The sequence below is a fragment of the Mucilaginibacter aquaedulcis genome (assembly GCF_030409325.1).
Classification (GTDB): Bacteria; Bacteroidota; Bacteroidia; order Sphingobacteriales; family Sphingobacteriaceae; genus Mucilaginibacter; species Mucilaginibacter aquaedulcis.
The window spans coordinates 117,255-141,591 of record NZ_JAUFPR010000001.1; the positions used below are offsets into that span (position 1 = coordinate 117,255).

The window sequence follows — 24,337 nt, forward strand, 5'->3', positions numbered from 1 at the left end:
TCTGTCAATCATATCAATAATTAACCTCAAATTCATATCATCAATGGACAGAAGAACATTTGTAAAAAGTAGTGCTATTGCCGCCGCGGGTTTCACCATACTACCGTCGGGAAGTTTATTTGCTAACCCGGCCGGTAAAGTTAGGTTAGGTTATATAGGTGTTGGCGCACGTGGCATGAGTCATATATCTGAAGGTGTGCTGCGCGATGATGTAGAGATCGTAGCTATATGCGACATCCAGGAACATTCCCTGAGCATTTGCCGTGAATATTTAGCCAAAAAAGGCCGCCCTGCCGCCAAGGAATATACCGGTGGTTTAGATGCTTACAAAAAACTCTTAGATAGAAATGATATTGATGCGGTGATCATCGCTACGCCATGGCAGTTTCACTACCAGCAGAGTATTGATGCCATGAAGTCAGGAAAATATGTAGGATGTGAGGTTATAGCCGGATTAACCGTTGATGAGCATTGGGATATTGTGAAAACATCTGAAAAAACCGGCATACCCTACATGACCCTTGAAAACGTTTGCTACCGCCGGGATGTAATGGCTGCCCTTAACATGGTTAGGCAAGGCTTATTCGGTGAATTGATACACCTGGAAGGTGGTTATCAGCACAACCTGCGCAATGTGCTTTTTAATGATGGTAAAGGTAAATATGGCGGTAAGGGTGTAGAGTACGGCGCTAAAGCATTGAGCGAGGCTCAATGGCGCACCCAGTTCAACATTGATCGCGACGGCGACCTGTACCCTACCCATGGCGCGGGCCCGGTAATGCACTATGCTGATATAAACTACGGTAACCGCTTTACCAGCCTTGTATCATTTAGCTCGAAGGCACGCGGGCTTTCAGCTTATGTAGAGGAATTGGCTCCTGGCAATCCGAATGCCAAACTCAATTATAAAAACGGCGATGTAACCACCACCATGATCAACTGCGCCAATGGCGAAACAGTAGTGCTTTCGCACGATACGCATTTGCCCCGCCCATACTCGTTAGGTTTCCGTGTGCAGGGCACCAAAGGCATCTGGATGGATGTTAACCAATCGGTATATATCGAGCACCAGGCAAAAGAAGATGATGTTTGGGACCCGGCTAAAGAATGGTTTGAAAAATACGATCACCCACTTTGGAAGAAACATGACGCAGAGGCCGCAGGCGCTGGCCACGGCGGTATGGACTGGTTTGTATTCAATGCCTTTATCGAGTCGGTAAAACAAAAGAAACAAACACCTATTGACGTATATGACTCTGTGACTATGAGCGTAATAGCACCATTATCTACACAATCAATTAAAGAAGGTAAAACCCTTGAGTTCCCGGATTTCACCAAGGGTAAATGGCAAAACCGTAAAAGCACTTTTGCATTGGATGATAGCGGATTTTAAAAACGCTTTTGCATAGCGTACAGGCGACTCACCCCGCCTGCGCTTCGCGCGGGACCCCTCTCTGCTTCGCAAAGAGGGGGAGTAATAAACCACGTCATTGCCGGATGAAGCAAAGCCCCCTCTAAATCTCCCCCAAAGGGGGAGACTTCAAACACTTTTAAAGCCCTCTCCTTTGGAGAGGGTTGGGTGAGGCTTGGCTTTGCGCGTTTTTTAATTTTAATAAATCATTCCGCCGGCAAACCCTCTTCAAAACCAGCCCCCTGATCGCCGTTACTTTTGGAGATGTCCAGGTTCCAGGCCGAGGTTTGGAAATAAGGAGCGGCATTCATTGCATCCTTATTTTTATAGGTACAAGTTAGTACCCTTGTTTCGCCGGGAGCCAGTGATATGTAATTGTCACTAAATATTACCGGGAGTATGTCATCACCTGTTTTACCTTTTAATGCTCGCAGATGAACAAAGAATGCTACAGTTTTACCGGTATTGGTAATGGTTACGATATGTGTAGTACTATCACTGCCTGCATTTTCTTTATGACTTAATTTAAGCGTTGTTTTCGGTATGCCTTGCAGGGCAGTATAATCAGCGTAAACCGATTCTGGCGTGGTGTACCAGTTTGATTTTTTCCAGTTCAATACCTCTGCTGTTTTCGATAGCCAGTACCAGTTAATACTTTCTACTTTTCCTGTTTGATCGGTCAACTGTAAGCGCACAAAATAAGTCGGGGATATTTCTTTAATGGTTGGGAGTGCAAATACGGCTTTAGATGCATCGGCACCAATAGCGGCTGTTGCACTTTTATCATATTTCACGGTGCCATCTATATCGTAAATAGTTGCTTTTACCTCTAAGCTGGTAAATTCTTTCAGGTAGGAGTTTACAATGGCAACTTCGTTGGTTTTGTATGAATACATAACGTGCAATGGTTCCATGGCTTTTTTTATACCGAAATATGTGCCCGCCGGGTACAAATAGTAATCATAGGTATGCCATATTAAACCTGGCCAGGGGTTACTTAACATCCACTGCACCACGCCTGTTGCAGTCTGGTATTTTTTTAAGCCGTAAGCTTCCATCATGGCGCGGTGGGCTTCATAGTCCTGCGCCTGCGCTTTGGCCACGTAATTTTTAATACCAGCCGACTGCCCATAACGTTCCGTTAAAGCTTTATCAAAAACTTTTGTTGATCCGAACGATCCTGTGCCGCAATGGTACAACCAAGCCGCCGATGTAGTAGATAATGAATCCTTTGGAATAAACTTGATCAGGCTCTCGTATGTTGGAATAGATGGCCCTGGCGATATTTCCGTAGCTACACTCCAGGCTCCGCCAAACTTATGTGTACTGTCTGTTTCCCAATAAATGGGGGGTACCCACTCATAAGGGCCCAGCATTTTAACACCGCTGTAACCCGATACCTTTGATTTGCGACCATCGGCAGTCGCGATAACCGGGTTAGGCCATTTGAGTGCTTTTTCAATATTCAGGTAATCGCGTTCAACGGTTGTATCGGTTGGCGGCATATCACTGCCGTTAAGCCAAACCAATAAACTGGCCTTGTTGCGCAGCCAGTACATTACACTGCTGTCTGATGCCATAGCTACCTTGCGTTCTTCGGCGTCCCAATGTTCGGGATGCTGCCATACACCGCAGCACATCCAGCCTGTCATCACCAGCATGCCATATTTATCACACAGGTCATAGAAATTATCATCTTCCATTTTACCTTCTGAGCGGATGATATTCATGTTCATATCACGTACCAGTTTTACCTCCTGCTCCTGTCTTTCGGCCGAACGGCGCTGAAAAATATCAGGCGACCAGGCAGCTCCCCTCAACAGAATTGGCTTGCCGTTCACGATAAACTCTCTCGATTCATTATCCAGCAGTTTGGAATCCATTTGGCGAATGCCAATGTTTTCGGATAACCAATTACTTACCTTTTCGCCTACCACCGCCGAAAGTTCGATCTTGTTCAATTCGGGTTTACCATATTGCCATGGCCACCAAACGCGCGGGTTAGTGATATTCAGCTGTTTAAAAGCGTCGGGGCTAAAAGTTACGTTCTTTGATTCCCGGGGTTTCAGATGAACTTTTTGTTCAAAGGTAATATCGGTATTTATGCGTCCTTTTATTACCGCATCCTGAGCAGTATTGGTGTAATTAGTTACCTGCGCATCTACAGTTAAATGAGCCATGCTCAACGATGGCAGATCAAAGTGCGTAGTAACCAACGGATATTGCACGCCTACCTTATCATAAGTTTTTATTTCCACATTGTTTACGATACCTCCGTTATAATCGGGTGGATAAGGAATCCAGTCGGCATAATCAATAGCCAGGTCACCTTTGGCTTTGTTAGGTGTAAATGGGCGGGTAATTTCAATGGCCAGTACATTGTTGCCGGTATGGTTGATCTGTTTGGTTACATCCAATTGAATAATGCGGAAGGGCCCTTTTATTTTGGTCGAATCCGCGATCTTTACCCCATTAAGCCAAACATTAGCCTTATAGTTGATGCCGTGCAGACGCAATACTACATTTTTACCGGCTTCTGCTGTTGGCAGTGTGAACTCACGTCTAAACCACCATGGTTTGTCCAGTTTTTCATCCTTCAGTTTTTGCAGATTACGGCCCATGAACGGGTCAAAATCGTATACCTTATTGGCCAGCAAACCGGCAATAAAAGTGGTGGGTACGCTAACCTTATACCAGCTATGGGTATCATAATTTTCCCTTGAGATCTGATCGGCCGGGGATGCATCCGTTACCGCTGACTGCATTCGCCAATCATCCTTCAAAATCAATTGAAAGTTTTCCTGCCTTGCCTGGCCAAATGCTTTACAGAAGCATAAAGGCAACACAAAAGCGAGTATGATTTTTTTCATGGTATCAGTATGTTTATTGTTCGCTATCATAGTACAAAGCCGCGGCACCAATGATGCCGCTGTTTTCCAGGTCAGATACCTCCACGCGCAATCGCTCAACCGTTTTGGTATAGGCAAATGTTTTAATTTGCTGCCACATGGTTTGCTCAAAAAACTCATACGCGTGCCTAACTGATCCGCCCAGCACAATCAATTGCGGGTCGTAAGCATACATTACCAGCTTAATAGCATAACCTATGTGATCGCCCAATTCCCGGTAAAGTTTCAGTGCCTGCCCATCTCCTCTTTTTGCGTCCTCAAATACCTGCACGCCATCAAGTCCATACACATTATTAAAAAACGAACCGCTGCAATAATACTCCAATACATTGCCCTGATACGGGAACATACCAAACTCGCCCGCACCACAGTTAAAGCCAGGATACAGATGCTTGTTGATCATCACCCCTGCCCCGAGACCTGTACCCAAGGTAAGGCCAATCATGCTATCTGTATTATTACCTTTACCGAAGTAATACTCACCAACAGCAAAACAGTTGGCATCGTTATTAACATAAACGGGGAGCTTGTAACGCTCCTGCATCAGTTGTTTCAGGTGCACTTCTTTCCATGAAGGAATATTTTGCACCTCGTAAACTATACCCTCGGCCACATCAACCACGCTGGGTACACCAATGCCAATTGCTACCGCATTATCTGCCTTCAACAAAGCATCCGTAACCTCGTATATATCATTCATTACATCCTCAACCGTACCATCGCTGTTTATTTTGCGCGATACTATACCCGATAGCTTATTATCATTTACAACGGCTCCCCTGATGTTGGTAGCGCCCAGATCAAGCCCTATAACTTTGGTATTATTCATTGACAGATTTCTTTTTAATATCGATGAGTTTATTGGTGATGAGCGGTTTGGCCCAGAAGCCCACGCTTAATATGTAGCCAAGGGTGATGTATAAAAAGAACATCCCGGCCCGGAGGCCGAAGGCATCTCCCAGCAAACCGATAACCGGTGGAATAATAGCCCCTCCGATGATCGCCGTAACCATGAGGCCGGCTAAAGATCCATGTTCTTTATCAACCGAGTTAAGCGCCAGTGAAAATATAATTGGATACATGACCGAGGCAAAAAAGCCAACCAGCGGAAATGCTATTAAAGCAATATTGGCTGAGCCAAAGAAAGCGGCGGTCAGACAAACCAGTGCCAATAATGTAAATGCAATAAGCACTTTGCGGCTATCTATAACCTTGAGTAAAAATAAGCCGACTACTCCTCCTGCCGTCATCAAGCCCCAGAAATAAGCTACCGCATTAGCCCCCACAGTTTGCGGATCAAGACCGTGATAGGTTTTCAAAAATTGCGAGATCCAGTTGGCAATTCCCTGCTCGGTACCAACGTAGCAAAACATGGCAATCAAAAACATGACTACGATCCGCTGTTTAAACAATGATAAATACGTTTGTACAGATCCCGACCTTTCATCGTCCTTTAATTCAACTTTGGGAAATTTGGTAAGCGCCAATATGATCACCATGGCCAGGCAAATCACCGCAAAAAGCCAATAAAGCGAGATCCATGGTAAGTTTGCGGGTACCAGCGAATGCAGAAAACTAATTATCCCGTTATTCCCTTTGTCTTCTTTTAAAGCCTTAACCATGTAAGAGTAAACCAGCGGACTAAGAAATGATGCGAGCCCAAATATTAACTGGGCCAATACCGCAGTAAAAGCATAATTTTCTTCGCCACCTGATGTTCTGAGCAGCGGATTGATCACCACCTGCAGCATGGCCATACCGCAGCCTATTAAAAATAATGATACAATGGCGCTCATGTAATTAGGCACCATGGCGAGTAAAAGCGAGCCTAAAAACGCAACAACGAATGCTGCTACCATGATCTTTTTTTCCTTAAATGTATCGAGCATCATGGCTGATGGAACCGACATAACTCCATAAGCAATAAAAAACGCCAGTGGCAACACTCCCGCCAAAGTATAACTCAGGTTAAATACCTTGATAATATCAGGTATAAGCGGCCCTATCACATTGGTTAAAAAGGAAATAACAAAAAACACCAGCATGATGAGTGCTACAATGTAGTAGTTACGTTTCATTGGCTCAGATTAAAGGTTTGCAGATTTTAGCAGCGTTAATATCAGCATTATAATTCTTAAAAAAAGAATTTATTTAATTTGTTACAATTACTTTTTAAAAAAAAGTAAAAACTATAATAATGGAAGAATCCGGCTAAAGTTTATCATTTCTGTCATTTCAAGAGAGCATAAGGAGGTATGAGCGTGGTGCGAAAGAGAAATCTTCTATATCCTGCAAAAAACGAATGGAAAGATGTACAAGATTTCTCGCTTTCACGCGAAATGACGACCTTTTACTTACCCTATCTCCATCCACCGCCTAAGGCGCGGTATAAATTTACGATGGCCTGCAGTTCCTGCAGCTTGTCGCTCACGCTGCTAAGCTGGGCGGCCAGCAGGTTTTGCTCGGAGGTAAGCACATCGGTATAGTTAGTGGCCGAACTGTATCTTAACAGTTCCTGCGTATAGTCTACGGCTTTTTGTAGGGCTACGATCTGATTGGCGCGCGAATCGCGCTTTTCTAAAGCGGTTTGATGAGCGTACAGCGCATCTGAAACCTCCTGTCCGGCTACAAGCAATGTTTTTTGAAAACTGTTCAGTGCTTCCTGCTGTTGGGCCTGTGCGGTGCGTAACCGGGCCTTATTAATTCCCTGGTTAAAAATAGGCTGGGTTAATCCGGCAGCAGCATTATAGAATATAGATTTATTGAAAAAGTCTTTCAGCGTTAAGCTTGATAAACCGCCCGAAGCGGTAATGGTGAATGAAGGATAAAAATAAGTACGCGCCAGGTTGGTATTCTCAAACGCCATTCTGAACGCGTATTCACTTTGCTGTACATCAGGCCGGTTGGTGAGTAGCTGTGTTGGGATACCAGTTTGCAGCTCGTTTACGATGGTTTGGCTGGCAAGATTACCGCGACTAACAGGCCCTGGCGGTCTTGACAATAATATATCCAACGCGTTCTCTGTTTCGCGAATGCTGCGTTTAATATCCGGGATAGAGACTTCTGCGGCGTATCGGTTAGCTTCACTCTGAACAACAGCGGCTCCATTTACTACAGCACCGGCTTTAAGCTCCTTGATAGTTTCTACGTCCTTTATCCTGTTTTTGAGCGTTTGTTCGGTAATCTCCAATTGTTTATCCAGTGCCAGCAGGTTAAAGTAGTTGTTGGCAATGTCAGCTATCAGCTGGGTTTGTACAGCCCTTTTTGCGGCATCGCTCTGTAGAAAACCAGCAAGAGCGGCTCGTTTGGTACTGCTTAGCTTTCCCCAAACATCGGCCTCCCATGAGGTACTTAAACCAGCCTGGTAAGTAGTGGTTAATGTATTGATATTGATTCCCGGCGGGAAATTAAGCCCAGCCTGTGATTGCTTTGACCGCTGCACACTGGCATTACCGCTTAAACTGGGGATATATGCGGCCTTACTTTGCTGCAAAGTTGCCTGTGCTTCCAGTATTTTTTGGATAGCGGTTTTCAGATCGAGGTTATTGTTTAAGCCTTCCTGTATCAATGACCGCAAAGTCGTATCAGCAAAAAGGGTTTGCCAGGGCATTGATGCCAGCGTGGCCGTATCTGTTGACTGCTGGCCACGATACAGTCCTTGTGTATTTACCTCAGGCTGTTTATACGGTTTTGTTATACGACAGGATAACAGCGCTCCTGAAAGCGACGCGAAGAGTAATATATATTTTAAACAATTTCTGTTCATGACGGAATCTTTTTTGTTGATGGAATTAATGAGTGCCTTTTACTGCAACCTCTTCATCCTCATCGTCTTCATATCGTTTTCTCTTGCCGCTTACTTTTTCCTGCAAATGCTGAAAAATGATAAACAATACCGGTATCACAAACAGCCCGAATACTGTACCCACAAACATGCCCCCCACAGCGCCGGTACCTATTGAGCGGTTGCCATTGGCTCCTGCCCCGCTTGAAACCATAAGCGGCATAATACCGAATATAAATGCAAAGGAGGTCATGAGGATTGGACGCAAACGTGCTTCGGCCCCGGCAATAGCAGCCGGGATCAGATCCATACCCGCACGCCGCCTTTCCAGCGCAAACTCCACGATCAGGATGGCATTTTTGGCCAGCAAACCGATGAGCATGATGAGCGAGATCTGCAGATAAATATTACTGTCGATACCGAAAATTTTGGCAAAAAGGTAAGTTCCTGCCAAACCTACAGGCAGCGAGAACAGAACCGCGAAAGGCAGAATATAACTTTCATATTGCGCGCTCAATAAAAAGTATACGAACACCAAACAAAGCATAAATATATAAGCCGACTGTGTGCCGGTGCTCAACTCCTCACGCGTGATGCCCGAAAACTCGTAGCCATAACCCGCAGGCAGGCTTTTCAAAGCGGTTTCCTTAATAGCATTGATAGCATCGCCAGTACTATAACCCGGGTTAGGCTGCCCGGAAACCGAGATTGCCGTAAACAGGTTAAAACGGGAAATTGACTCCGGCCCAAATACCCTTTTCAGTGAAATGAACGAGGAAATAGGCGCCATGGTTCCGGCACTGTTGCGCACAAATATTTTACTCAAGCCGGTTTCATTGGCACGGTAATCATAATCGGCCTGCACCATTACACGGTATTGCTTACCAAACTGGTTAAAGTTTGATGCGTATAATCCGCCATAATAGCCCTGCAGGGTGTTCAGCACTGAATTTACAGTTACACCCGCCTCTTTACATTTGGCCACATTGATATCAACCTGGTATTGCGGAAAGTTTGGATTGAACGAAGAGTTCAAATTCTGAATTTCCTTTCGCTTGCCTAAGGCAGCTATAAAATCATTACTTACCTTATATAGTTCATTTACCGTATGCCCGCCTTTATCCTGCAGCTGAAACTCAAAGCCATCGCTGTTACCAAAGCCCTGCAGCGTTGGCGGCGAAAAGAAGAATACCGTGGCCTCCCGCAAGCCACTTGTTTTACCATACAACTGGCCTATAATGCTTTCCTGGCTATCGTTTTTATCTTTACGGTGCTCCCAGGTTTTCAGCTTCATGATCACCATGGCGTAGGCACTGCCCGAGCCTGCTATGAAGTTAAAACCCACCAGTTTAAGTGTGCTTTCAACTGCCGGAAAGGTATGGCCTATACTATCTATCTTACTGGCAAATGCGTCTGTACGTTCCATTGACGATGCCGGTGGCAAACTGATGGCCGCGAACACTACGCCCTGATCCTCATTAGGTACAAAACTTGATGGTGTTGTTTTTACCAGGTAAACCAATGCAGCTGCAAATACAAGTACCACGGCAATTGCTATCCATTTTTTGTGAGCCAAAAAGTTCACCGACTTATGATACTTACCGCTTACCGCCTCAAACGAGGCATTAAAGATCATGTAAAAACGGTTGATGAATCCATGTTTGGGGGTTCCCTTTTCATGCGGCCTTAAAAACAGGGCGCATAATGCCGGGCTCAGTGTTAAGGCATTCACCGCCGAAAGTAAAATAGCTACCGCCAGCGTGATACCAAATTGTTTATAAAACACTCCGGTAGAGCCAGATATGAAGGTTACCGGTAAAAACACTGCCGACATTACCAACGTTATGGAAACAATGGCCCCGGATATTTCGCTCATGGCATCAACAGCTGCCTTGCGGGGCGACTTATAACCCATATCCAGCTTGGCATGCACAGCCTCGACCACGACGATAGCATCATCCACCACAATACCTATCGCCAGTACCAGCGCAAACAACGTGAGTAGGTTAATAGTGAAGCCAAACAGGTTCAGGAAAAAGAAAGTACCCACAATGGCTACCGGAACAGCGATAGCCGGGATAAGCGTTGAACGGAAATCCTGCAGGAAAACGAACACCACGATAAACACCAGGATAAAAGCTTCGATCAGTGTGCTGATCACCTTTTCGATAGAGGCATCCAAAAGCTCGTTGGCATCAACCATGTAGGCTATCTTCATTCCTTTTGGAAAAGTTTCTGAAGCCGCATCAAGGATCTTTTTTGATTCGTTGATCACATTCCGGGCGTTGGAACCGGCTGTTTGGCTGATGGCCACACCTACCGATGGCAAACCATTGGTAATGATATGGAAAGAGTAATCGAGCGAGCCCAACTCAACACGGGCCACATCATTTAACCGCAGTAACTGCCCGTTACCCACCGACTTAATGATCATGTTACCAAACTCGGCTGCGGTTTGCAGCCTGCCCTTATATCTGATCACATACTGAAAGGATTGGTTACTGTTTTCACCAAATTTACCGGGAGCGGCCTCAATATTCTGTTCGTTTAAAACATCCGTAATATCATCAGGCACCAGACCGTAGCGCGACATAACATCGGGCTTCAACCAAATACGCATAGAATAATCTCTCGAACCAAAAACCTGTGCATCGCCTACACCTGTAACACGTTGTATTTGCGGCACCAGGTTTATTTTGGCATAATTTTGCAGAAAGGTTTCGTCGTAAGTTTTGTTTTCGCTGTATAAAGAGAAGATAATTAAGTTACTGCTCTGGCTTTTTGCCACCGTAACTCCCGATTGGGTTACCACCAGCGGCAGCAAACTTGTTGCCCTTGATACCCGGTTCTGTACGTTTACCGCCGCCAGATCAGGGTTAGTACCCACCTTAAAATAAACCGTGATTGATGCCGAACCATCATTGCTGGCCGAGGAGGTCATGTAGGTCATGTTCTCCACACCATTAATTTGTTCCTCCATCGGGATGATCACGCTTTTGAGTACAACATCGGCGTTGGCGCCATTGTAAAAGGCCTGTACGTTTACCGTTGGTGGCGCTATATCGGGATATTGTGATATGGGTAGGCTAATAAGACCGAGTATACCCAGTATCAGCAGTAAAACTGAGATAACTGTTGATAGTACCGGGCGTTCTATAAATTTTTTAAGCATAGTATTGCTTTTGCAGAATTGAAAATTAAAAACACCTGATTATTTAAGGCTGCCGTATACTGAGCCATCACTAACGTTCACCGGCTTAACAGGTGTACCGTCCCTTAAATTGTTGGCGCTTTCCAATACAATTTTATCACCGGCTTGTAATCCTTCCGTTACTACATAAAACTGACCGGCAGTATTATCCATCACTTTGATGGCTACGTTCTTGACTTTATTCTGTTTATCAACCAGGTATACAAAGCGTTTGTCCTGTAATTCATAAGTAGAACTTTGCGGGATCAACAAACCTGTTTTTATAGCGTTAGGTATGCGTACCATAGCGCTGCTGCCACTGCGAATCATGCCCCTGGGGTTAGGAAAATCGGCCCTCACATTTGCAGAGCCTGTTGCTGTATTGATAAGTCCGTTCACTGTTTCAACACGGCCGGGATGTGCATATGTTGATCCGTCAGGCAGTATAAGCGATACGCTTGGCAGTTTACTTATTTTTGATTTGAGCGAGGTTGCGCCTGTGCTGTCTTTACTAAAATCAAGTAATTGTTTCTCGTTCAAGGCAAAATAAACATAAACATTGGCAGTATTATAAACCGTTGTTAAAGGATCAGTTGTGGAGCTGGTTACCAAACTGCCTAGTTTATATGGCAACGAACCTATAACCCCATTTACCGGGCTGGTGATAGTAGTATACCCTAAATTAACTTTGGCATTTACCAAACTTGCCTTAGCCTGGGCCAGGGCTGCTGCCTTTGACTGCTGCGTATATTCGGCAGCTTCCAGCTCATAATGGCTGATAATATCCTTTTCAACCAGTGGTCTTACTTTGTTCACCTGCATTTTGGCCATGCTGAGGTCGGCCTCTGCGGTTTTTATACCGGCTTCCGCAGTGCGCACCTCCTGTTCATATTGCGGAGCATTTATTTTAAACAAGAGCTGGCCTTTTTTTACAATAGTGCCTTCATCAACAAATATTTTCTCTACATATCCATCAATTTTGGGCCTTATCTCAATATTCTGCTGCCCCTGTATACTGGCAGGATAATCAACATTTAGTGTAGCCTGTCGTGGTTGAAGTGTAATCACCTTATAATCTACTGCCTCCTGCCCCGGTGCACCGCCACCTTGTTTTTGGCTATTGCCACAAGAGGTTAATACCGTCGGCAATAACACGGCCGCAATAAACAGCCTCGTTTTTTGAGTTATGGGTGGATAATATTTTTTGCAGGATTTGATAAACGTCATATAAGGTAAATATTTAGGGCAAGGTCTTCCTGCCGAAAAATACGGTATAATTTTTTATTTTGACAGTTAAATGTTATTTATGTTACAGCCTCTGGGAGTATTCTTATATAAATATGGATATTAAGACTATTTGAGACTATTTGACTATGGGAGTATGGGATTTTGAGACTATAATGAATTTGTAAAGACGATACTGTATTGGATAAATTTTGTTCTTAGATCCCACAGTCTCATAGTCCAAAAGTCCCACAATCCCATAGTCCAAAAATCCCATAGTCCAAAAACCTTACCTTTGCAAGTGATGGATTATTTCAAAAAGCTCCTTGATCTGCTTAACAAAGAAAAGGAGGAGGACCGTAACGCTTACTTAAAACTTACCGAAAATACAGGCGCGGCCGATAGGCGCGCGCAGGGCCTAAGCTGGTATCCTGTTGCCATACGCGGCACAGAACCAGGCCGCGGAGATTACATTAATGTTGAAATAGAACGTACTACCCATAAAGATATGGCCCACCAGTTTCGCTTTGGTGTGCCTGCTGCCTTATTCTCCAATCATGATCCTCAAAAAGATCGCGTAGAGGGTACCATTACCTATGTAAATAACGATAGGCTTAAAATCACTTTATATACTGATGAACTCCCCGACTGGAGTCGTGATGGTAAACTGGGTATCGATCTGCTATTTGATAACAACAGTTACGACGAAATGCAGAGCGCCCTTAAACAAGCTTCTGCGCTAAGTGCCAAACCACAGGAAGGTCGCCTGATCAATATTCTTACCGGACTAAAAACAGCTTCGTTCAATACCTTACCTCCGGTAGCTGTACCGCGACTGAATGCCTCTCAAGCCGCCGCGGTTCAGAAGATATTATCAGCACAGGATCTTGCCGTTGTACATGGCCCGCCGGGTACCGGCAAAACCACTACGCTTGTACAGGCTATCATAGCCCTCCATCAGCTAAATAAGAAACAAATACTGGTGGTTGCCCCAAGTAATACCGCCGTTGATCTGCTCAGCGAAAAGCTTACCGACGAGGGCCTTAACGTGCTGCGTATAGGCAACCCTGCACGGGTATCTGAAAAATTGTTCTCGCTTACGCTCGATAGCAAAATGGCTGAACACCGGGATAACAAAGAGGTTAAAAAACTAAAGAAACAGGCCAGCGCTTATAAAGACATGGCCCACAAATACAAACGCAGCTTTGGCAAAGCCGAGCGTGACCAGCGTAAGGCATTATTCAACGAAGCGCACAAGATCATGAAAGATGTAGCCGCCACCGAACAGCACATAATTGATGATCTGGTAGCCAAAGCCCAGGTTATCACCGCCACACTGGTAGGCGCCAACCATTACACTATCCGCGATGTGTTATTTGATACCGTAGTTATTGATGAGGCTGGCCAGGCCCTGGAACCTGCCTGCTGGATCCCGATACTTAAAGCGCAGAAAGTAATACTGGCCGGCGATCATTGCCAGCTTCCTCCTACTATTAAATCGGCAGAGGCAGCAAAAGATGGGTTGAGCACTACCCTGCTTGAAAAATGTGCCGCCCTGCATCCCGAGGCGGTTGTATTGCTGGAAGAACAATACCGGATGAACGAGGCCATTATGGGCTTTTCATCAAATGTATTTTATGAGGGCCGGCTTAAAGCTAATATTGCAGTAGCCCAGCGCTTGTTGTTTGAGGGAGATATGCCTGTTTCATTCATTGATACCGCAGGTTGTGGTTTTGATGAACAGCTACAAGGTACAAGTTTGGCCAACCCTGAAGAAGCCGCATTTTTACTGAAACACCTGGCCAAGCTTGCCGCAGGTCTTAACCCGGCTGATTTTCCTACTATAGCCGTAATAGCGCCTTATAAAGAACAGATTAGGGTATTGAATGAGCAGCTGGCAGCTCATCCCGAGCTAATCCAGTATGCCGATTATATAGCTGTGAACACTGTAGATAGCTTTCAGGGCCAGGAACGTGATGTGGTATACATCAGCATGACGCGAAGTAATACCGAGGGCGAGATAGGATTTCTTTCAGACATCAGGCGGATGAATGTGGCCTTAACCCGGGCCAGAAAAAAACTGGTAGTTATCGGCGATAGCTCAACACTAACACGCCTGCCATTTTATGCCAATTTTATTGACTATGCAGAAGGCCTTAACGCTTATGAAAGCGCCTGGACCTATGCCGGCGACTGAGCTTGTAGCAAAAATGCAATTTTAGCGCATTAGTTACACAATAGTGTAAAAAGCGCAAACGTTACCGGAGATAAATGTGCTATTTTGTTGAATTTTAGTGTTGTTTTATAACTATCTTGTACAAAACCAAGAGTAAGTAACTACGTATTTAATACACTAAGACCATGAATCCTATCAAAACTTTAGGACAATTTATCATTGAAAAACAGGCCGACCATCCTTATGCCAAAGGCGAACTTTCAAGATTACTGCGCGACATAGGCATTGCCGCCAAAATTGTTAATCGCGAAGTAAATAAAGCCGGCCTGGTTGATATATTGGGCCAGGCAGGCAGCACCAACATACAGGGCGAAACCCAGCAGAAACTGGATATTTACGCTAACGAACAATTTATAGCTGCACTCAAGAATGGCGGCGAATGCTGCATAGTAGCATCTGAAGAAAACGAAGAAATTGTGATGCTGGATACAGACGTATCCCTGGATGCCAAATATATTGTAGCTATTGATCCGCTTGATGGCTCATCCAATATAGATGTGAACGTTTCTGTTGGTACCATCTTTTCTATATACCGGAGGCAAAGTACTGAAGGCCGGGCAACTCTTGACGATGTTTTACAAAAAGGCGTAAACCAGGTAGCAGCGGGCTATATTATATATGGTACATCAACCATGTTGGTTTATACCACCGGCAGGGGCGTTAACGGCTTTACGCTTGATCCATCTATCGGCGAGTTCTGCTTATCGCACCCCGAAATGCAGTTCCCTAAAACCGGGCACGTATATTCTATTAACGAAGGTAATTACGTACACTTCCCGCAGGGTGTAAAATCGTATATTAAATATTGCCAGGTGGAGGACCCGGCCACCAATCGCCCTTATAGTTCACGTTACGTAGGCTCTATGATCGCCGATCTGCACCGGAGCATGATCAAAGGTGGCATTTTTATTTATCCCGTAACGGCAGCCGCTCCAGGTGGAAAACTGCGGCTTGTTTACGAATGTAACCCAATGTCTTTCATTGTAGAACAAGCCGGTGGGAAAGCCACAAACGGGTATAAAAAACGCATTTTGGAGCTCGATGTTAATTCGCTGCACCAGCGTACACCAATATTTATGGGTTCGGAGGAAATGGTATTGAAAGCCGAAGAATTTATGGCCCAGTCAGAAGATTTACCCAATATCAGTCTGGTAGGATAAACCGTTTAAGAAAACATGTTATTGTGAGGCACGAAGCAATTTTTAAGATCGTATAGAGCAGATACTAAGCATAAGCCTTGCTTCGCCCCTCGCAATTAACATGGTTCTATTTCTACATAAAATTCAGATTAAATATCTATGCGGCCTTTGCTGCGGGCCCTACTGAGCATAACATACCGTCAGAAAAATTCTTGTACTGGCTGCAGTTCTGTCTAAACAGCATAGCCAGATGATTTGCCTTTTCTGCATACTGATAAGGATCGGCCCAGGTATTTACCGGGTTTAGCAATTCCGTTGGCACTCCTGCGCACCATGCCGGTATCATCAGGTCAAAAATGGGTAGCTTTTGGTAAGGCACGTTATCCAACTGACCATCAAGCGCGGCTTTGATCATGGCGCGGGTATAGTTTAATTTGATCCGTGTACCGGTGCCATAAGCGCCGCCCGTCCAACCGGTGTTGATGAGCCATACATTGATGGGATATTTATCCAGCTTTTCGCCCAACATTTCAGCGTACTTTATGGGATGAAGTGGTAAAAACGCCCGCCCGAAACAAGCCGAGAAAGTAGCCTCCGGCTCATTGATACCACATTCCGTTCCCGCAACTTTGGCGGTGTAGCCCGATAAAAAATAATACATAGCCTGTGCCCGGGTTAGCTTTGAAATGGGCGGCAACACACCAAAAGCATCTGCCGTTAAAAAGAATATATTCTTCGGCACATCGCCCACTGCCGGGCTTACCGAATTACTGATATAATCCAACGGGTATGACAGGCGGATATTTTCCGTTTTGGATAAGTTATCAAAATCCACCCTGTTTGAGGAGCCGTGAAAGCAAACATTCTCCAGAAGTGCACCAGGTTTAATGGCCTCGTATATCTGCGGCTCTTTTTCGGCTGTAAGGCCGGCTATCTTGGCGTAGCATCCGCCTTCAAAGTTAAAAACACTGTTTGGCCCCCAGCCATGCTCATCGTCACCGATTAACCGGCGTTCAGGATCAGCTGAGAGTGTAGTTTTCCCTGTGCCAGATAAGCCGAAGAATATAGCTGTATCACCATTAGCCCCCTTGTTGGCAGCACAATGCATAGTGAGGATGTTTTGCTGCGGAAGCAAAAAGTTAAGCACACTGAATACGGCTTTCTTTATTTCGCCGGTATAGCCTGTGCCTCCTATGAGGATTATTTTACGCGTAAAGTTGATGATCGAAAAATTATGCTGCCGGGTACCATCAACCGCCGGGTTGGCCTTAAAGCCAGGAGCTGAGATGATCGTCCATTCAGGTACAAAAGGCCCATCAGGACGTAAAAAAAGGTTGTAGGCAAACAGGTTCTGACTGGCATCTTCAGTGATCACCCGCAGGGTTAAACGATGCTCTTTTTCTGCACATACCATGGCATCCCGCACAAAAATTTCCTGGCTATTTAAGTATGTCACTACCTTAGTGTACAGACTATCAAACACTTCTGTATCAATTGGTATATTAATATCACTCCACCAAATCGTATTTTTTGTAATATTATCCGATACAATAAAACGGTCTTTCGGCGACCTGCCGGTAAACTCCCCGGTATCAATAGCCAGGGCGCCCTGGTCTGTTAAATAGCCTTCTCCACGCCCCAATGCGGCTTTTTCAAGTGTTTCTGGCGATAGTTGGTAATGAATATTTGGAGCATTATTAAACTCCGGAAAACTCAACTGAATAGTTGTTTTCTTGTTAATGTTTTGTCCCATACAACATTAAAATTTATAATTGGTTATAACAAAACTAAGATTCCAAATATGCATTTCAAAATACATATTAACTGATAATCAATAACTTGTATTCAATACACTAAGTCATTTGCTATTACTAATCAAGCTGTTATCTTTATAAATAACGCTTAGAAAAATTTTAATATTTATAGCTGTATTATTGACAGAAATGGGCAAAAAAAGGCCTGATGCACAATATTTTCACAGATCATGTGCACATATTGTGTATCGGGCCCTGAAAAAAATTATCCGATTATTTAAACCAAATTGTTTGTGTGTAGGCGCCGTTGGCAGCGGCATCCCATATTTCTAACCGCGCCCAGGTGCGGTCTTTCATATCAAGCATAACGGCAAACGTTTGGTTGCCAAAAGCCTTTGTACCATTAAGATTGATGCGTTTGCGATAAATCTTTTTGCCATCGCCCGAAACTATCTCCGCAAAATTCAATGGGAATGTCCAGTCGGCTTTAAAGCTTACTGTGCATTTGCCACTGGCGGGCAATTGTATAGTTTCCCCTGATTGATGACCATTTATCGTAAAATCATTGATCAGTATCTCACCCGTGGTTGAAAAAAACCTGCCCTGCTCCAAAACATCAAGCACGGGCTGCCAGCCATCTTTAAAATCGGGCTGTTTTTTGAGTTGCAGATAGTTGACGTTTAAATGGGCATACATTTCATTCTCTGGCTCAATGCTAAACAGATCGGCTTCAGAGAGCATTTTTTTACGCAGCCCCCAGTTGTTCATATCATCAAGCAGATCAAGCGCACGTTTACCTAAGCGGGGTTGCGAAAGATCGGCAGGCAGGGCTTTCCATGCAGCTCCCAAAAATCTGTCAGAACGGTAAAAGGCTTCATCCTTGTAAGCATCCGGAAAACCGGTTGAGCCTTTGGTACGCGCGTGGGCGGTCCATGCCAATCCGTTTTCGGCTTTAAGCAGCGCCAGCATATCATTTTTATCACCTATGTGGTAAATTTTACCATGCTCGGCATCGGTAGTTTCAAATGGCGTTCCTGCCTTGCGCGACATGATCCAGTAGACCGGTTTCGGGAAAAACTGCAGCCAATGACCACCAAAAAACTCATTCGGTTCCTCGCCAGGTAACAATAAAAAATTGGATGATGACAAGCGTTTGCATTGTTCAAACAATGATTTCAACTCTAATAAACGCTGCTCATCGGGCCCTTTAGGATGCGCCGTATAATGAAATTCGGCCAGGTGAACAATGTTTACGCCTAACTTTTTAAAAACATCAACAAACTTAGGGCTATCCGGAACGGGTTTACCGGCCAGCACAACGCTCATAATAAACTCGTTGTGAAAATGGCTGGTCATGGTCTTAAAGCCAGACAGGGGCTTGTAGCTATCGTTATGAGTATATTGCTTAACATTTGCCAACAAACGTGCCGCGTTACCCGTACTTAACAGGCAAAAAAAGTTAAGCCTTTGCCGTGTGCCCGGAGGTGCATTAAACCAGGGCACGTAACGTCTATCGCCCGTAAGTTCCTGCCTGATGCCCATTCCGTAACCTTTTAGTATATCGCGGTAATTACTACCATACCAAACAAATTTGAGGTTAAATGCCTCATCAAGCGGATAAAAGTACTGGTGTGGAGCCGGGAATACCGCGATACTACCGCCCGCATTTGAACCGATGATGGTTCGGTATTTTACGGCGAGGTTATTAGCTGTATCGGCACTTCTGTTATCACTGGTTTGCAGGTGATCATACACATCGCTCCAGCTTACTTTTTTTACAGGTTGTTGTTTGGCTACCAAACCCGCATCGTACAAAATGGCGGTAGAATCTACCTGCGTAGATATAACAGCTGCCACATTAAAAAGCGGCTGACCATTATAAAGCGTAATTTCCAATTCACCTTTAAAGTTGGGTGCTTCTACCCCGGCAATATTGATGATGGTACGGGAGCCAGCGGTGCTTATCCTGGCTTCGCCTTTAGTGAACTTTACTTTGTAAGAATGGTGCGGTTTTAATGGGACCTTATCAAAAAATATATTCCAGCCGTTTTGCGATACCAGGTCGCGTTTACCTTCGGTAAGCACAAACTGCGGATCAACATCATTAATAACCTGTTGGTATACGCCATTTTTACTCAGCTGCATGCTTTTAAACAACGGCGCATCCTTTTGCAAGTTAAGCACCAGGCGGCCATTGCTGTTATCACCAGCTGGCCATGTAACAGTTACTTGACCTGCACCGGTTTTTAAACTTACTCCAGATTTAGGATTAAAGCTTTTTGTGTTGATGCTTTGCGCACAAAGCTGCCACGCATTTAGCATAGCCAACGTAAAGCCACCCAGTATTAAATATTTGATCCGCCTATTCATTTATTTGCCTCTGTTGGTTAAGCTTTTAATAAGCTCGGTTTCTTCGGGTTTGTAAGGTGTGCCGTCCTTGCGGAAAATATCATGAAACCACAGTTCAGGCTCGCTGCCATCGGGTATTGGGGTATCCCATGCATAAATTGTATTTGTTTTGCCCGATACAAAACCCCAGTTAATAGCTCCTACATTTTCTTTTTTCAGCATAGGCAATACCGTACTGAACAGGCTATTGCGTTTGCGCGCCATATATTCGGTACAAATAAGCGGACGGCCAAGCAATTTCAAAAACTGTACGGTTTTCAGGTGATCACCTTCAGGTGTATAGTCATGATAGGTGATGATATCTGAATTATCGGCCTGAAACTTATTCAGGTTCTCCAACCCCCATGACCATAAGCCTGCGCTTACCGGCTGACTTGGGTTCACTTCCCTTGCCCACTTGAAAACACTTTTCAACAGCGGTAATGATTTATCACCTTTGTTGGAGTTGCCCGGTTCGTTGTACAGATCCCATAACAGGATGCGTTTATCGCTACTAAAGCGTTTCAATACATCTTTCACGTATTTTTCAAGCGGAGGGAAATTAGCCGGATCTTCAGAAGCAGGTTGGCCCGGATCCTGCCACCAGCCTGAGTTATGTACACCTGGTTTTGGCGCAGGCTGTTTACCTGTTTTAGGCTCTTTGTTCCAGCAATCGTCAAAAAACACAAACATGGTTTGTATACCATGCTTACTTGATATGGTAAGATATTCATCTACACGCTTTTTAAAGCCTTCAGGATCCTGCTGCCAGGCCAGGTGGTGCAGAAATACACGCATCACATTCATGCCTATACCCTGCGCATAGCCCAATTCCTTATCAATGGTTTTAGGATCAAAGGTATCGGCCTGCCACATCTCCAACTGGTTAATGGCTGTACTTGGAATAAAATCGCTGCCTACCAGCCACTGATGCTTGGCATACCAACTATTTGCTTTTGCGGTTGGCCATACGCCTGCCTGCTTTTGCTGGGCATAGGTTTGTGTGCCCAAAGCCATAAACGCTGCTATGGCCAGTACTTTTAGTTTGTTTTGCATTTTATGTAAGTTAACATTGTTAATTTTTATTTATCGCCAGCTTCGGTAAGCCAAAAGTTAAAAGGTTTATCCCTATCGCATGTTAGCGTGCCATTTGTAAATTCCAGTTCGGCTGCATGTATTGATGTACGTTTGGTAGCGTAAGAATAACTACCGTCTGCATCCAACCCGCCTTCATCCTGATGCGTTTTACGACCGGGATGCGTGAAATATATAATGTATGCATGATCATCACTGATCACTACATCGGCATGGGCACCTGTTGGGGTATCTTCCGGGCGGTGACCGGGAGTATCCAATATCATACCCTGACGTTCCCATGCTTGCGCATCTTTTGAGCGGTAAACCCGTTGTCCCCGCCACTCGTCAGTTATCATCCAGTAATAATCCTTAAACCTGAATATCTTTGGGCCCTCGTGCGATTGGCCATTAATAGCGGTCTTATCGGCAACTTTCCAGTTAATGAGATCGGTACTTTCTGCCATCATGGTGATGCTGCCCAGCTTTTGATCTTTATACCACATATGCCATTTACCATCGGGCAGCTTTAATAAAGTTGGGTCGATAATGTTATGATCTGGCAAATTCAAGCGACCTTCATATTTCCAGTTCCAAAGGTTTTTACTGGTATAATGCAGCAAATGCGCGTCGCCACCCCATTGACTCCTGACACCACTTATGTAGGCCACAAACATGTGATAAATACTTTTTTCGTACACCACATCGGGAGCCCAGAAGGTGTTTTGCCCCTGCTCAAATTCAAGGTTTAAGGCACCTTTATATACCCAGCTATGGCCATTATCTTTTGATGTGGCAACCCCTATAGCCGTACCATAACAAAAAGCTACCCCCGGCGATTGTACATTGGCCCGGCGCTGGGTATACAGCATTGTCCATTCCTTTTCTGTATGGTTATAGGCCAGTACAGGATCAGCGGCGCCGTCATATATCGGGTCGCGAAATAATGGCGATGGCGGCTGATGAGTTATGGCCTGTTGGGTTTGCGCCCTTACAGACAATGTACCTAATAACAACAGGGTCAGGATTTTTGTAATGCCTTTCAATTTTATCTTTTTAAACTTATAGGTTATTCTGTTACGGGGAATGATGATATCCTCAGCCTTGCACCGCCCATAGGTACCAGCGTTAACTCCGATACCGGCTTATCCGTTTTCACAGGGCTTTGCGGCAATACACCGCACAGGCCATACTGATCAATTGTCCAACCAGGAATTTGGCGGCCTTTAACTTTGAGTTCGATGGGCGCATTTGTATTGGTGAATGGATTATTATCCTTTGGCCAGTTGCGATGAACAACCGCTATAGATTTTTCCGGGTGCTGCTCGTCTATTAATAAACCGTAGTTCCAGGCTGATGCCGGGTGGATCTCATACGACGGCCATTTCTCCGGATCGGCTGTGGCTTGCCAGTGCGAATCGCCCTGAGTGGCTTTACGGCCATCCTGACGGGTATATTGTTCATCAATTTTTAACGAGTAAGTAAGCGGACCATAATTTACACTCACGCTATTTTTGTTGGCAGCCCACTGCCTTACCTTCAATTGCATTGGTAGTTGAAGGGTTATCTTATCGCCGTTTTTCCAGGTTTTATCCAGTTTGATGTAGCTTCCTGTACTTGTGTTTACCGCAACAGCCTGTCCGTTCACTTTAACCGTAGCATTTTTGCACCACTCGGGTATGCGCAGGTATAGCGGAAAATTAACAGCCTTTGCTGTATTTACCGTGATAGCAACCTGATCTTCAAACGGGTATCTGGTAGTTTCGGCAAGGCTTATCGCCGTGCCATTGCCTACTTTTGCGCTTACCTGTCCTTCAGTATATAACTGCGCGGCTAAACCATTATCAGGCGTAGCCATCCAGCTGTTTTCGGCGTAATAAACCCAGCCTGCAGCATGGTTATGCTGGCAACAGCGACTGCTGAATGGGTTCATCATTAAAAACGGACCTTCGTTGGATATACCAGGATGATGATCTTTACTGTCACTTACTACCATGTTGGGTGCAGTTAAATAACGCAAAGAGCGATAATCGGGCATAAAGGCTGCCGAGAAGGTATTAAAAGCCACATCCTCACAGTTTTCGGCCCAAAAGGTATCGCCGGTATTGCCCAGCAGCATTTGGTCTGACGTCATTTGCTCAACCATACCACAGGTTTCTACAGCCTGGCGAGGATCATCATAACCCTTGCGGGCGTTTTCATCGGCCCCGAACATGCCTCCCGGCACCTGACCGTACATTGCGCGGATCAGTTTAAAATCGTTATAGGTAGCATCAAGATCTTTTTTATCATGACTTTGCAGATAAAAGGTAGCTGGTTCGCGGAAACACTGCGCCACGTTCACATTATGCCAGTTGGGCAGGTTATTGGCCTGGCGCCAGTTGGCGGTGTTCCTATCCAGCTTGGCTGCCAGATCAAGTAAAAACTTATCGCCGGTGCGGTTGTACAGCCAGTATACACTGGTCATGTTATCGCCGCCACGGCTATTTTCCCAGTAATCCTCCAAAAACTGATCATCAGGTATAGAAAGCTCATATTTGAAATATTTGGTCATGAAAGGGATTACCCTTGGGTCCTTACTATATTCATAGTATGATTGCAGGCACCAGAGCATGGGCATGTTAGTCCACAGGTCGCGGTTACCTTTGTTTTTCCGGTCAGGGCCAAAATCGCCGTTATCGCGCTGGTTATTCAACACAGCATCAATCCAGAATTTAGCTTCGGCAATCATTTTTTTATCGCCCAGCATGTAGCCAATGTTGGCATAACCCTTTAGCCAGTAAGGCAGCTCTTCCCAGCCGTACTCACCCTTACCCTCTTTATTGAGCCATGCATTATTGGTTTTTGAAAGCCATATACTAATTTCGCCCAAATTGCCTGTAAGTCCGTCGCGTTGCAGCTCCAGGGCTTTTTTAAGCCAGCCGCCTGCTTTAATACTGCCAACGGGCAGTTTAGTAAAATACTGTTTTTGCAGCGGGGTGCGGTTGTTTACATAAAATGCATTTAACTGCTGGTTGTTAACCTGATTTACGGTAGTTGCCTTAATGCCTGTTTGGGCTGTTACGGTACAAAGACCTGAGCTCATTACAGCAAGCGTTAAAAGGCCTTTTTTTAAAGGATTAGTTTTGTTTTTAAAGTTTATCATTGGCCGGTAATACAGTTTTATATAGCCTCGCGATGTAGACGGGCGTTTTATTTTAAAACAATGCAGGGTAAAAATATCTATAA

Annotated in this window: 14 protein-coding genes; 3 read left to right on the forward strand and 11 right to left on the reverse strand. The window is 44.8% G+C overall.

What is annotated here, in order from left to right; all coding sequences use genetic code 11:
- The first annotated feature begins 43 nt into the window (after window positions 1–43).
- The gene (locus QWZ01_RS00500) at window positions 44–1,393 is read left to right on the forward strand and encodes a Gfo/Idh/MocA family protein (protein WP_290321246.1); all 1,350 of its coding nucleotides are present in this window, start codon (window positions 44–46) and stop codon (window positions 1,391–1,393) included.
- A 224-nt stretch (window positions 1,394–1,617) separates the two neighbouring features.
- Here the strand turns inward: QWZ01_RS00500 and QWZ01_RS00505 are convergent, their stop codons facing one another.
- From QWZ01_RS00505 to QWZ01_RS00530, 6 genes are all read right to left on the reverse strand, one after another.
- On the reverse strand, window positions 1,618–4,281 hold the full coding sequence (locus QWZ01_RS00505; RefSeq protein WP_290321247.1) for a glycoside hydrolase family 2 protein: 2,664 nt from the start codon (window positions 4,279–4,281) through the stop codon (window positions 1,618–1,620).
- A gap of 13 nt (window positions 4,282–4,294) precedes the next feature.
- Entirely contained in the window at window positions 4,295–5,149 is an 855-nt protein-coding gene (locus QWZ01_RS00510; RefSeq protein ID WP_290321248.1) for an ROK family protein, read from the reverse strand.
- The gene (locus QWZ01_RS00515; protein ID WP_290321249.1) at window positions 5,142–6,398 is read right to left on the reverse strand and encodes a sugar MFS transporter; all 1,257 of its coding nucleotides are present in this window, start codon (window positions 6,396–6,398) and stop codon (window positions 5,142–5,144) included. The genes QWZ01_RS00510 and QWZ01_RS00515 overlap by 8 nt, the downstream gene beginning before the upstream one ends.
- Window positions 6,399–6,679: 281 nt before the next feature.
- Entirely contained in the window at window positions 6,680–8,086 is a 1,407-nt protein-coding gene (locus QWZ01_RS00520) for an efflux transporter outer membrane subunit (RefSeq protein WP_290321250.1), read from the reverse strand.
- A gap of 25 nt (window positions 8,087–8,111) precedes the next feature.
- The gene (locus QWZ01_RS00525; protein ID WP_290321251.1) at window positions 8,112–11,276 is read right to left on the reverse strand and encodes an efflux RND transporter permease subunit; all 3,165 of its coding nucleotides are present in this window, start codon (window positions 11,274–11,276) and stop codon (window positions 8,112–8,114) included.
- Window positions 11,277–11,315: 39 nt separating this feature from the next.
- Window positions 11,316–12,521 (reverse strand): efflux RND transporter periplasmic adaptor subunit, encoded by a 1,206-nt coding sequence (locus QWZ01_RS00530; protein WP_290321252.1) that lies wholly within the window; start codon window positions 12,519–12,521, stop codon window positions 11,316–11,318.
- A 301-nt stretch (window positions 12,522–12,822) separates the two neighbouring features.
- Between QWZ01_RS00530 and QWZ01_RS00535 the strand changes: the two genes are divergently transcribed.
- Entirely contained in the window at window positions 12,823–14,715 is a 1,893-nt protein-coding gene (locus QWZ01_RS00535; protein WP_290321253.1) for an AAA domain-containing protein, read from the forward strand.
- Between the two features lie 164 nt (window positions 14,716–14,879).
- Window positions 14,880–15,914, forward strand: a complete 1,035-nt coding sequence (gene fbp, locus QWZ01_RS00540; RefSeq protein WP_290321255.1) for a class 1 fructose-bisphosphatase — start codon at window positions 14,880–14,882, stop codon at window positions 15,912–15,914.
- A 136-nt stretch (window positions 15,915–16,050) separates the two neighbouring features.
- Here the strand turns inward: fbp and pckA are convergent, their stop codons facing one another.
- The 5 genes from pckA to QWZ01_RS00565 all read right to left on the reverse strand — a co-directional run bounded on the left by pckA (window position 16,051) and on the right by QWZ01_RS00565 (window position 24,254).
- Window positions 16,051–17,646, reverse strand: a complete 1,596-nt coding sequence (gene pckA, locus QWZ01_RS00545) for a phosphoenolpyruvate carboxykinase (ATP) (RefSeq protein ID WP_290321256.1) — start codon at window positions 17,644–17,646, stop codon at window positions 16,051–16,053.
- 274 nt (window positions 17,647–17,920) lie between these two features.
- Window positions 17,921–20,017, reverse strand: coding sequence for a CehA/McbA family metallohydrolase domain-containing protein (locus QWZ01_RS00550; protein ID WP_290321257.1), 2,097 nt, complete (start codon window positions 20,015–20,017; stop codon window positions 17,921–17,923).
- Window positions 20,018–21,091 (reverse strand): cellulase family glycosylhydrolase, encoded by a 1,074-nt coding sequence (locus tag QWZ01_RS00555; protein WP_290321258.1) that lies wholly within the window; start codon window positions 21,089–21,091, stop codon window positions 20,018–20,020. It lies immediately after the preceding gene.
- Window positions 21,092–21,117: 26 nt separating this feature from the next.
- A complete protein-coding gene (locus tag QWZ01_RS00560) occupies window positions 21,118–22,155 on the reverse strand; it encodes a family 43 glycosylhydrolase (protein WP_290321259.1) in 1,038 nt (345 codons plus the stop codon).
- A gap of 23 nt (window positions 22,156–22,178) precedes the next feature.
- Window positions 22,179–24,254: a beta-L-arabinofuranosidase domain-containing protein gene (locus QWZ01_RS00565; protein WP_290321260.1), complete on the reverse strand. Its 2,076-nt coding sequence runs from the start codon at window positions 24,252–24,254 to the stop codon at window positions 22,179–22,181.
- Window positions 24,255–24,337: the final 83 nt, after the last annotated feature.